The sequence below is a fragment of the Bacillus sp. BSL6 genome (assembly GCF_052928345.1).
Window position 1 is genome coordinate 790,059 of record NZ_JAVGCW010000002.1, and the last position, 13,095, is coordinate 803,153.

At 36.5% G+C, this 13,095-nt stretch carries 9 protein-coding genes; 4 read left to right on the forward strand and 5 right to left on the reverse strand.

From position 1 onward, the window contains the following. Window positions 1-92: 92 nt before the first annotated feature. On the reverse strand, window positions 93-1,583 hold the full coding sequence (locus tag RCJ96_RS10320; protein ID WP_001998823.1) for a coproporphyrinogen III oxidase: 1,491 nt from the start codon (window positions 1,581-1,583) through the stop codon (window positions 93-95). Between the two features lie 258 nt (window positions 1,584-1,841). Here RCJ96_RS10320 and RCJ96_RS10325 point away from each other — a divergent pair, with 258 nt between their 5' ends. Beyond that, window positions 1,842-3,581, forward strand: coding sequence for an S-layer homology domain-containing protein (locus RCJ96_RS10325; protein ID WP_416504269.1), 1,740 nt, complete (start codon window positions 1,842-1,844; stop codon window positions 3,579-3,581). Window positions 3,582-3,617: 36 nt separating this feature from the next. On the opposite strand, the gene RCJ96_RS10330 is transcribed toward RCJ96_RS10325, so the two are convergent. Continuing rightward, window positions 3,618-4,490 carry a Cof-type HAD-IIB family hydrolase gene (locus tag RCJ96_RS10330; RefSeq protein ID WP_061682699.1) on the reverse strand — a complete coding sequence of 291 codons (873 nt, stop codon included), beginning with the start codon at window positions 4,488-4,490 and terminating at the stop codon, window positions 3,618-3,620. A 134-nt stretch (window positions 4,491-4,624) separates the two neighbouring features. On the opposite strand from RCJ96_RS10330, the gene RCJ96_RS10335 reads away from it, so the two are divergent. Next, entirely contained in the window at window positions 4,625-5,242 is a 618-nt protein-coding gene (locus RCJ96_RS10335; protein WP_416504270.1) for a DNA-3-methyladenine glycosylase, read from the forward strand. Between the two features lie 118 nt (window positions 5,243-5,360). On the opposite strand, the gene alsD is transcribed toward RCJ96_RS10335, so the two are convergent. Continuing rightward, a complete protein-coding gene (alsD, locus tag RCJ96_RS10340) occupies window positions 5,361-6,119 on the reverse strand; it encodes an alpha-acetolactate decarboxylase (RefSeq protein ID WP_270794794.1) in 759 nt (252 codons plus the stop codon). 16 nt (window positions 6,120-6,135) lie between these two features. Beyond that, window positions 6,136-7,824, reverse strand: coding sequence for an acetolactate synthase AlsS (alsS, locus tag RCJ96_RS10345; protein WP_074607451.1), 1,689 nt, complete (start codon window positions 7,822-7,824; stop codon window positions 6,136-6,138). Between the two features lie 402 nt (window positions 7,825-8,226). On the opposite strand from alsS, the gene RCJ96_RS10350 reads away from it, so the two are divergent. Then, window positions 8,227-8,787, forward strand: coding sequence for a DUF1700 domain-containing protein (locus RCJ96_RS10350; RefSeq protein WP_416504271.1), 561 nt, complete (start codon window positions 8,227-8,229; stop codon window positions 8,785-8,787). A gap of 21 nt (window positions 8,788-8,808) precedes the next feature. After that, window positions 8,809-9,405, forward strand: a complete 597-nt coding sequence (locus tag RCJ96_RS10355; protein WP_074607447.1) for an NDxxF motif lipoprotein — start codon at window positions 8,809-8,811, stop codon at window positions 9,403-9,405. A gap of 568 nt (window positions 9,406-9,973) precedes the next feature. On the opposite strand, the gene RCJ96_RS10360 is transcribed toward RCJ96_RS10355, so the two are convergent. Then, window positions 9,974-13,051: a WxL domain-containing protein gene (locus tag RCJ96_RS10360; protein ID WP_242304062.1), complete on the reverse strand. Its 3,078-nt coding sequence runs from the start codon at window positions 13,049-13,051 to the stop codon at window positions 9,974-9,976. Window positions 13,052-13,095 lie beyond the last annotated feature (44 nt).

The following is a 13,095-nucleotide window of genomic DNA, read 5'->3' on the forward strand; positions in this document are numbered from 1 at the left end:
TATATCGGCGATTTTTCGAATATATCGACTTACCGATAAAAACTGACAAGATAAAAAAGAAGCTGTCCCGACTCGGAACAGCTCCTTTCTTCTTATGCAAATAGCTCTTCTAAAATTTTCAGTTTGTCTTCTGTATATTTTACGAAGCCATCGTTATATGATTTTGGATCTTTCGGATTCGCAAAGTGCGTAATTGCTCCCGTTTTCGGATGAACAAATTTACTTGATGCACCACAACCAAGTCCGATAATTGATTGTACTTCTTCCATAATGACAATGTTGTAAATACTTTCTTGCGTCGGCATTGCATAACCAACGTTCTCTAAATTACCTAAAATATTCTTTTGACGATATAGGTAATATGGTACGTAATTATGCTTTTGCGTCCACTCTTCTGCTTCGTGCATCATCGCTGTAATTTCTTCGCGACCTGCTACTTTATATTTACGTTTGTTTTGCGTCATTTCAGAAGCACGTTTAAATGATAACGTATGAACTGTTAATGATTCTGGCATTAACTTTTCTGTTTCATCTAGCGTATGCTTGAAAATATCTAACCCTTCACCAGGAAGACCAATAATTAAATCCATATTAATATTATTCATTCCCATTTCACGAGCTAAATGATACTTCTCAATTGTTTCTTCTACAGTATGATGACGTCCAATTGCTTTTAATGTTTCTTGATGGTATGACTGCGGATTAATACTAATACGGTCAATGTTCCATTTATTTAACACTTCTAGCTTCGCTGGCGTAATTGTATCTGGGCGACCTGCCTCAACTGTTACTTCACGCACATTTTTCACATCTGGGAACGCTTCATACATTTCTTCATACAGCATATCCATCTCTTCTGCTGTAATACTTGTCGGTGTACCGCCGCCGTAATAAATCGTCGTAACTTTTACACCTTTTTCTTTTAAAAACTTACCAATTTCACGAACTTCATAATGTAAACCACCTAAGAATGAATCAACAGAGCCTTGACGTCCGTTAATTGCATACGCCGGGAATGTACAGTACGCACACTTTGTTGGGCAGAATGGAATACCGATATAAATACTTACTTCCTCTTTCAAACGATATAAATCTGGAACTACCGCTAATTGACAATCAACGATACGTTGAAGAAGTTCAATTTTCTCTTCATGAATTAAATAACTTTCACGAAGTTCTTGGTGTGCTTCTTCTTTTGACATACCATTTTGAAGCATTTTATGAAGAAGTTTCGTTGGACGAACTCCAGTTAAAATACCCCAGCTTTGTTCAATACCAGTTAACTGCTGAAGAACAGAAAGATATACATAAGAAACAACGTGCTTCACTTGCTTCATACGCTCTTTTTCATCTGTAAAAGCAGATAAATCTTTTGCGAATGTTTCTTCATACACATTTCCAGTCGCAACATCTGTTAAACGAGCTGATGCTTTCACATTCTCTTCAATGTGTATATCAACGATAAGATTTGCTTCCTCTTGTTCAAATCCAATCGTACTATCTTCAAAAAATAAGCCGCCAATATTTTGTAGCGGACGTAAAAAACGATCATCTTGTAACGTTTTAATTGAAATTAACAACATTATCACCTTTTCATTTGCAAACTCTCTTTAGTTTACTTGAAGGGCGTTTGCAGGTCAATACAGAAGGTTTTACCTTATTTTCATATCCTATTTAAAACAAACTGAATATTGATTTTTTCATGAACTTTCCCTAGTTGTATAGACATTAGAATATACTCTTGTTACAATCTAGAACGTATTAGTACTTGCTACTAATTTAAATACATATAAAGGAGGACTCTTAACACGACATAAAGACTATCACGTGTTAAAACAACTATGAAAAAAAAGTTTTACAATATTTTAGCACTATCTTTAGCATTACAAACATTTGTAGCACCTATCCATTCATTCGCGGAAAGCATAGAGAAAACTGCGGAATTGTCTATGGATGAGCAAGCTTTAAAAAGCATTGAAGAACATGCAAAACAGCATAGACATGACGAAGAAAACGACCTTGAAATCTCGGGTGAATATCTTCTCCACTTATCAACAAAACTTCCACTATACGATTCAAACGACTTAAAAACGAAAACAAATATTGAAATTGCTGAACCAGTAGTAAAAGCAACGAAGAAAAAAGGGAATGCATATTACATACAAACTACGTTTGGTGCTGGCTGGGTTAATAAGGAAAGTAATAGTTTAGAAGTACAAGAGATTCATACACTCTCGAATCAAAAACTAATTGTAACAGAAGAAGCATCATTATATTCCTTCCCTTTCCAATCGTTTAAAGAAGAAACGAAATTACAGCCACAAACAGTAACTCCTACTGAACAAGCTGGGAATTGGTTTAACATTCAAATGAACGGAACTGAGAAATGGATTTATGCTCCTTCAGCTACATTCGACGGTACGAAAGCATCATTATTTGAAAAAACAGGTGCTATCGAAAAGAGAAGCGCAACTTTCTTCAAAACACCATCTAATTTACCTACAAATAACGTTTATGGTGTTACATTTAAAGAAATGATTGTTCCAAAAGGGAATGAAAATATTCGCCCTGGCTACGCAATGGAACCGAAATACATTACAATTCATGAAACTGCTAATACAAGTAAAGGTGCGAACGCTTTAAATCATGCGAAGTACTTAGATAATCAAGCTCGCGGAAATACTGATCGTTCAGCGTCTTGGCATTTTACAGTAGATGACAAAGAAATTTATCAACATCTTCCCCTAAATGAAGTTGGGTGGCATGCTGGAGATAAAACTGGAAACTATGAATCTATCGGAATTGAAATTGCTGTGAATAGTGATGGAAATTATACGAAAGCGGTAGAAAATGCGCGCAAGTTAGCTGCTTTCTTAATGAATGAATTAAACATATCTCTAGATCACGTTCAAAAGCATCAATTTTGGAGCGGAAAAAACTGCCCTGCATTTATGATTCAACGTGGACAATGGGATGCTTTCTTAAAGGGCACGAACGCTTACTATAACGAACATCGTAAAGATGTTATGCCGCCGCCAGAAGTCCCTCATGAAAAAGACGACATTACAGGTGGTTGGTATGAACAGGACATTCGTCAATTAGCTGCTAGAAAAATCATGTTCGGTGATGGAAATGGTTCTTATTGGCCAAACCGTCTCGTAACACGAGCTGAGTTTGCAAATTTAATGTCGAGAGCTTTAAAACTACCTGCTGGAAATGCTAAATTTACAGACTTAAACGAGGCACATCCATCTTTAGTAGATGGAATTAAACGTGCTGCTAGCGCAGGTATCATTAATGGTCGTGGGAATAATAAATTTGATCCCAATGCTACAATAACACGTGATGAAGCTGTTATTATGATTGACCGTGCATTAGAATATAACTGGATTTATAGAAAAGAAGTGAAATTACCATTCACTGACCAACACTTAGCATACGATAAAAAAGCATTACAAAATGTTTACGCATACGGAATTGTAAAAGGTAACGAACGAAATGAATTCGTACCAAAAGGCACAGCAACACGCTCTGAAGCAGCCGCATTTTTAAATCGAATGCTTAAAGTTATTGAAGCTTAAACAAAGAAAAACGTAGCCAAAAGCTACGTTTTTCTTTTATCGTTTCGGTGTATTTTTATGATTCTTCAAAAACGGAAGCGGGAATTGCTTGCGGAAATGCTCTTTAATCATATACTCTACGCCGTTCTCACTATTTGAACGTGTAATCCAGTCGGCCGCTTGTTTTAATTCTACAGGCGAGTTCCCCATCGCTACACCAAGCCCTACATTTTCAATTACTTCTAGATCTTCTAAACTATCTCCAATCGCAACCATTTCGTTTAGCGAAATATTTAAATGCTCTCCAAGCAATTGTAATCCGCGTAATTTTGATACATTTTGCGGCAAAATTTCTATTCGTTTTGAATCACACTCAACGTACTCTATATCTTGAAATGCTTTTCTTAATGTATTGAGCCCTCTTTCTTTTTCACCTTTCGTTTGGAAAAGAACATCAATTTTTGGTGCCGCTACTGGATGATCACGAAGCGCATCACCTAATGAATCCACAAATTGAACTGGATAAAATAACGGATCTGCACTCGATAACACCGTACGCGCAATTAAGTTTGGTGTATTTCTCTCGCGATTTCCGATTGAAAACCGTTCATGAGAAATACGGACGTTACAGTCAAAATGCTCTAACACTTGCACAATGTTAAATGTCTTCTCTTCCGATAATCTTCTTTGAACGTACGGCTTATCTAACGTTGCTGAAACGAAAGCACCACCGTGTGTCACTAATATAGAATCTAATTTTAACGCCTTTGCTACTTTATGAGCGGACTGAAAATTACGGCTCGTAAATAATGTAACGTATACATCTTTTCTTTTTACAAATTCAATTGTTTCACGTAATCCTTTTGCAATTTTTCCGTTGTTGTATAGTAGTGTCCCATCTATATTAAGAGCTAGTAAGCGATAAATCATGTCGCACTCCCCCTCTTCGCTGTTGTACTCTATCCATAATTTATGAAATAAATGTAGCAAATAGAACGAGTTAGAATTTCTACTGAAAATTTGGTTTACTATATACATATACACTTAGTAAAGGAGATAGTACAATGCAGGCACCTCCTTCCTTTTATGAAGGCAATACGTTAGAAGTCGCAAAAAAATTACTCGGACAGAAACTTGTTCATATTGTAGACGGAATAAAGCGAAGTGGAATCATTGTTGAAGTAGAAGCATACAAAGGTCCGGGTGATAAGGCCGCACATAGTTACGGCGGCAGACGGACTGATCGTACAGAAGTCATGTTTGGTGCGCCAGGACATGCTTACGTATATTTAATTTACGGTATGTACCATTGTTTTAACGTCATTACAGCACCAGTAGGCACCCCGCAAGGTGTTCTCATTCGAGCCCTTGAGCCGGTAGATGGAATAGAAGAAATAAAACTAGCGCGCTACAACAAAACAGACATTACAAAAGCGCAATATAAAAACTTAACGAACGGACCTGGCAAATTATGTCGTGCCCTTGGAATCACTTTAGAAGAACGAGGCGTATCATTACAAAGTGACACATTGCATATTGAACTCGTCCCAGAAGAAGAACACATATCATCACAATATAAAATAACAGCAGGGCCTCGTATTAATATCGACTATGCAGAAGAAGCTGTACATTATCCGTGGCGTTTTTATTATGAGGGGCATCCGTTTATTTCAAAGAAATGAACGATATCAACGATTTTTCAAATATATCAACGATTCGACATGAAATATCGACTTACCGACAAATGATGACAATTACGAATAAAAGAAGACTGTTCCAAAATGGAACAGTCTCTCCCTTTTACTCCGCACCTTCCGCAGTCGCAATATTATCCTCTAAGTTTTCTCTAGATAATTCAGCCGCCATAAAGTCAGCTGTTTCTGGAAGTGCTAAATGCATATGAGCTTTTTGACAAATTTGGATTGTGCAGTTTTCAACAACATAATCAAAAACGTGCCCGCCTCCGCTTCTTTCATCATCAATATAATGTAAGTGGAAACCAGCTACACCAATACCTTGCGCATAATCTGGTGTCCAAAATCCAGCTAGCGTACCTTCCGTATTTTTAAAGGAAAAGATTGGTTGTGATTTCGTCACTTCAACGAGCGGTGTATACGGTTTTTCTTGTTTTGGAACAGTTCTCGTTCTTACTTCGCGGAATGTACCATCCATTCGAATACCGTAAAATAAGTTTTTACTCGGCATTAATTCATGTAATAATGCTTCCACTTCTTCACGATTCATCGGATGCTCCACTGTATAACTCATTTCTTTTTCAAAAAACGTTACAGTCGCAAATGGTGTTGTTTCTTCTGGCTCTACTTTTTCTGCTGAACCGTCTGAACGTAAATGATAAAATTCGTTATCAAACGCAATCATTTCACCATCTAACTGATCAAATGTGCCGATACCGAAATCACCATGTTTTTTCAAATCTTCAAAGCTAATCACACCATCATATATACCATCTAATAGCGCAAGCATTGTAGATGTTTGATATACTTCGTTATTCGTTTTCGTTCTTTTTGCATCAATATCAATTAATTGCGCAACCGTCATCTCAAATCTGCCTCCATTAGTTTAATTGGTTTGGTAATAATTTTTCGCTTAATTTAATGTTGTCACGATAGTCAATTGGAATATCAATAATGACAGGGCCGTCTGCTGCTAATGCTTCTTTTAATACACCTTCTAATTCATCAGGCGTGTTAACGCGAAGACCTGTCGCACCGAAACTTTCTGCATATTTTACAATATCAACATCACCGAACTCTGTCGCTGATGTTCTTCCATATTTCATCATTTGTTGGAACGCAACCATATCATACGTACCGTCTCTCCATACAAGATGTACAATTGGAGAATTTAAACGTACCGCTGTTTCTAATTCCATCGCTGAGAATAAGAAACCACCGTCACCTGATACGGAAACTACTTTCTTACCTGGTTCTACTAAAGTAGCAGCAATTGCCCAAGGAAGTGCAACACCTAACGTTTGCATACCGTTACTAAATAATAATCTACGTGGTTCATAAGAACGGAAACATCTTGCCATCCAAATGTAATGAGAGCCGATGTCACACGTAACAGTTGTATCATCACTAATTAAAGAACGAAGTGTACGAATCACTTGAAGCGGATGTGTAACACCTTCTGAAGCACGATTTGGAACTTCTGCTTGTTCTGATAATTTCGCGCGTAATCGCTCTAACACTGCTTCTGATTTCGTACTTAATACAAGTTTCGGTAATTTCTCCGCGATGCTATTTACAGTTAAAGCGATATCACCAATTAATTCACGCTCTGGTTGGTAATCGTGGTCGATATCTGCTTGATGGTCATCAAGATGAATAATCGTTCTGTCTCCAAGTTTATTCCAGAATTTCGGATCATACTCAATTGGGTCATAACCGATAGAAATAACAAGATCTGCTTCTTCTAGTAAAATATCACCTGGTTGGTTACGGAATAATCCAACGCGGCCGAAGAAATGATCTTCTAACTCACGTGAAATGGCACCAGCTGCTTGATATGTTTCAACGACAGGAAGTTCTGTATCCGCAATTAATTCACGAACAGCTTTCGTCACTTCATTTGTGCTTGCTCTCATACCGAGTAAAATAACCGGCAATTTCGCTGCTTTTATTTTTTCTACTACGTATGTAATATCATGTGTGGGAGCGATTCCAAGCTGTGGCTTAGAAAGCGCACCGATAGACTCTACATTCGTTTCCGCAGTCATAACGTCTTGCGGAAGACTTACTAAAGTAGCGCCTGGATTTGTGGAAGTCGCACTTCGAAATGCATTTGATAATGCTTCTGGCACATTATCAGGATGCTCTACTTCTACGCTATATTTTGTGATTGGTTCGAATAGTGCAGCATTATCCATAGATTGGTGCGTACGTTTTAATCGATCCGTACGTGGAACTGCACCAGCTAAAGCAACAACGGGATCACTCTCCGCATTCGCAGTAACAAGACCTGTCGCTAAATTTGATGTCCCTGGTCCTGAAGTTACAAGACATACGCCCGGTTTTCCTGTTAATCTACCAATCGCAGCTGCCATAAATGCTGCGTTTTGTTCATGACGACATACAATTAACTCTGGTCCTCTTTCTTGCAGTACATCAAATACAGAATCAATCTTCGCTCCTGGAATACCGAAAACATGTGTAACACCTTGTTTAATTAAACAATCAACAACAAGATCTGCTCCTTTTGTTTTTGTCTTCACGTCGTTTGCTTTTACACCTGTACTCAAACTAATCATTCCTTTGTTTCATAATTTGTGTAATAAAGATTTTAATTTCACCTGGTTAATTAATGTGGTGAAGTATTATTTATCATTATATTACAAATACATTATTTTTCCAACAATATGAATATGACATTATTTTGACAACCACTAGAGAATACGCTTACAACCCTTTATTTATCCTAAAATAATATTTTTATACCTCTTCTAAAAATACACAAAAAACTTCCATCTCATCACGGTACCAAAATGTTTACAGTACCTTGCAAAGAACACTACTAAATGATATATTTGTAAATATTGGAACACCCATTAATTGGAATAACATTCGTAGTTAGTATATCCCCCTTTCAAAAAAGAGCGGATTCTCAGCTATAATTCATTATTTTATAAAGGGAGGTGATCGCAATGAACAAAAGTGAATTTTTAAGCCAACTTAGTTCCTCTCTACGGAATATACCTAATTCAGAAAAGGAGGATATTATCTCAGAATACGAAACTCATTTTATTAGTGGTAAACAAGATGGCAAATGTGAAGAAGAAATTGCTAGAAAACTAGGAAACCCTAAAACGATCGCGAAAGAAATTAATGTTTCCTATGCAATAAGCAATGCTGACAGTAAACGAAGCTTTAAAAATATGCTAACCGCACTATTTTCTGTTATGAACTTAAGTGTTTTAAACTTTGCCTTTATCTTTGTCGCCTTTTTCGTACTACTCTTTTTATTACCTTTTCTTCTAGCACTGATCATTGCCACTCCAGTATTAATTATTTCACCTATTTTATTAATAGGATTAGGATTCTTTAAAGGGTTTCATCAAATTAGTTATTCCGATGTTTATAATGTGTTCATCGCTTTTTGCGTCGGTTTACTCATATCCGTCATATCTTACCAAATGGGCAAACATATATACGCACTTTTAGTAAAGTATTTGAAATGGAATATTGCTATTTTACAAAGACATTAATGAATAAAAAAGGAGATTAAAATGAAGAAATATACTTTATATTCACTCATGCTACTTACTCTTTTATTTCTATCAGCTTGTTCAAACAGTGCACAACCTAAGGAAGAAAACGATGTACAATCTATTAAAGATGTTACGGTTAAAATTCCTGAAACTATATTTACTTCCTCAAAAAAGAATGAAACGATTAACGAAGATGAAATGAAACGAAGTATAAAAACTTATTTAGATTATAGCGGAGAGTTATACGAAAACATCGTTCCACTTTCGTCAGCCATGTCTGACGAGAAGGTTACTGAATCCGACCGAGAGAAATTACAAAAACTAATAGATTTAGCTCAACAAAACGATGCGAACTTCCATCATTTTATTAGTAACAATACGATTCCTGCTGATTACAAACAGCCTTCGAAGGAAATTCATGATTACATTTCATCGTCTACGGCACTTTCAGTAGAATTAGAGCAAGAACTAGACAAACTCGCTGAAGATGGCAACTTGTTCAAAACCGATTTTTCTTTTACAAAGCGCTTTGAGAAAGTGAATGGAAGAAAGCAAAAAGAGATTGAAAAGTTTTTGAAGGAGAAGAATATTGAAACGGAGTATTTTAAAAAATAATTCAAGTTTGTATTAAAACATAAAAAAGGACCTTCATAAAGAAGGTCCCTCCAGAATTAACAACAAATAACAACGGGCAATAAAAATCTCTATACCGACAACATATAGTATTTTTATGATTGGAGTAACTCATCCAAAAAGTTAACCTTTACTTTATTAACAATAATAAAGGTAACAAACGACAAATTATAATACAGTGAATTCTTTTGCCGTGTCTCAAAATAATCGACTGTATTATAAATTAATTCTATTTTTTATGTATAATTGAATACGACTACCCAACCTAATAAAAGGCAATATATTAAGCTGTCAGTCCTCGCGAGTTTTCTGTTTGCCTTTAATGTAACTATACTATAGTTTATTCTTTATATCACCGAACACTTTTCTCGTACAAGCGCATTTCTCCTTGCGTGACCACCGCAATTTATTGCATCGGACCTACTAATGTCTACTCTAATTTCCCTTTATATTCTCCGAACACTTTAATTCATAAATCCTTTTATAACTAATCCCTAAATAGTGAAAAGGAGCATCTATTTAAAGATGCTCCTTTTCACTATTTGCCATTTCACTCATTAGCTGGAACATCACTTAATGACCAAGTAAATGATGTTTCATATGATGTTGCATACTTCGTTGTCTCACCAGGTATATCCAATTGGATGCTTGATTCTTTTGTCTTATCATTTCCAAAACGATACACATATGTTGCTTCTTCTTCCCCAGACTTTCCTACAAGAACATTTTGTGCTGCTCCTGATCCATCTGCTGTGACATCAAAAGAATCTTTAATAAGGGATAACCCTGGCATCTGTACACTCGAAATGATTTCTGCATTATGGAATGTAATTTTCGCTCCTGTCAATTCTCGACCTTGCTTATCTTTTAATGGACCATTTTGTCTTACTGATAGCGTCCACGATGACATATTGGCACGATTATCCGTTACCTGTACATAATTCATTTTTGTAGAACCATCTTCTAACTTTTGTCCTTTTGCAAAATAACTTTCGTTCTTAGAAGAAATGAATTGCTCTCCAAAGTTTAAAGAAGATGCAAAGTCTAAACTTAAAGGACCTTTTGTACCACCTACCGGCTTCTTATCTGGCGTTGTTTCATCTATTGGATCAACCGGTTTCTTCGGATCTTCTGGATCAATTGGTTTTGTTGGTTCATCATATGGCTTAACTACTAAAGCCGCTTTATCTGCAATTGTAATGCTTATCTCATCGCCTATTTTGACAGTTCCATCAGCTTCAATAATTGGCTTATTTCCTTTCACAATTGCTTCATTTATAAATGTTTTCCCAGCACCAGAACGTAACACTTCTGTCTCAAATATTAATGCGTATTCTTCTACATGCTTCATATCACCAATTTGAGCTAGTAATTTATTCCCTTGCACAAGAACCGGAATGCTTGTCCCTTGCTCTTGTCCATTTATTAGTTTTACTACTTTTCCGCTTCCTTCTTTATACTGTAGATACGCTGGTAACGTATCTTCTATCATAACGTTCTTAAGAGAAGACGCTATTTCTTCTTGTTTCAACCGCACAGTATACTGAATCGTATCTCCAAACTTTACTTCCCCGCCGTTTACATCGATATGAGATTTTTCTCCACTTAACTTCGGTTCTTTCGATTGAATAATTACTGTTGCTGGATTACTCGGATCTGGCTCGAATTCTCCCCCTCCATTCGGAAGATCAATTTTTGCTTTCACCGTATTGACTACTGCTTTTTCTATTGCTTTCTCATTCAAGACAGCCTCAAATGTTATTGTAGTTTTTTGTTCATTAACTAACTGACCTAATTGAAATATTAGCTGCCCTTCTTTTTCATCTATTGTATATTTCGCTTCTGGTATGCTCATTTGAATCGATGCCTTATCTACTGTAATACCCTCTGGCAATTTATCAAATACATTTACATTGACACTATTAGCAATAGAACCTGGAATTGTATTTTCCACAGTTATCGTATATTTAACACGATCACCTATATGGTATGTATCGCCACCATCTACTTTTTCTACTGCCTTGTTTAGTTTAATAAATGGATTCAATGGTAAAACTGAAAAATCAGCTTTACTCTCTTTTGTTACAACTTTATCATCTGGTTGCTGATATGTTAACTTTGCCGTATTGCTAACTGTTTTTTGCATTGCAGAAGGTAATATTTTTACAGGGATTTCTACTGTTACACTCTCATTTTCTTTAAGAGATGGAATCGTATAAGATAACTGCTTCTCTTCATGCTGAGTTGATATTTCCATATTATCTGGTTGTTTCGTTATCTTTATATCTCCCGCTGGTTCAATCCCTTCTGGCAGCAAATCTTCAATCCGTACATTTTTTGCCTCTGAATGTATAGTATGATTTTCAACCTTAATGGTATAGTCCATAAACTGACCCGGGAAAACTTTTTCTGCGCCATCACGTGATTTTACTGACTTTTGAATCGACACATCTGCATCAGAATATTGTATTATAGTCGACGCTACATTCGTCTGTTCCCATTCCATATCGACATCAGCAGCTGTATCAAAATACCTAATAGATGCTTGGTTTTTTACCTCACCTGCCTGCATAGCTTTTACTGGTATAGTAAACTCAATCACATCATCTATATCCAGCTCACCTGGATATCGCATATGACTGTAACCACTTTGAGCTGAAAATTGTAGATTAACAGCTTGCGTTTTCCCTGTTTCTGCACTCTTTACTCTCGCAGTTGGTTTTCCATTCTCAATTACTTCCTCAGGTAATACATCTTTTAAGCTAATCATTTCTGCTGGGAAACCCCCGACATTTTTAGCTGTAACTGTATAGTTAAACGTATCGCCCACTTTTACTTGCTTAGGTGCTTTCTTTTCATAATCTAAACACGCCTCTGTTCCAAAGTGAACATTATCTATAAAGTTCCCTATACTACTATTCACTCGTGGAGTATAGAACCCTAAGTATATATCTCCACTATCCGGAAGCTCCTCTGCCGGAACTTTCACATTTCTCTCTACCCACTGCCCCGTCGCTCTATATTCAGGAGATTTATAGATTGTATTAACTACTTCTCCCCTCATACTAGAACCACTTCCACTCGTCTTAATTTGCGGGGTTCCTGCACCACTTACGATATGCATAGTTTCAGCTGGTGATGTTTGACGTTGTTTATGGTATACACTAATATGTATATCCTTTTTAGGATTTGGCACGGGAATCTTCGTATATAAAACGCCACCTACCGCTGCATTTAATTCAGCATATTGATTCCCCTCTTTTGCATCACTATATCCAAGTGATTTATGCTGAATTTCAATTAGTCTTCCAGATTGTGCATCTGGATATCTTCTTTTCAAAGCATCTGGTACTTCTTTGTTGTACTCAGTTGTCGTTAATCTTCGAAATGGTATTGTGTCCCACCCAGGCACCTCTTCTGGTGTAAAAAACACATCTCCTCTTTTCCACAATGGCTTTTCAAATCCACCATTAACAGTTCTCACAGGATGTCCACACATCTTCCCGGGTAAATCGTCATCCACTTGTTCAATCATATCCTGTGCCATGGCAGTTGGAATTTGAATATTACTTACTGTAGATAGTAACAGTAACATAACAAAACAAATTTTCATGAGTTTCCTTAGCACATTATTACCTCCTATCTTTCTCTATTTATCTAGCATCCTCTTAT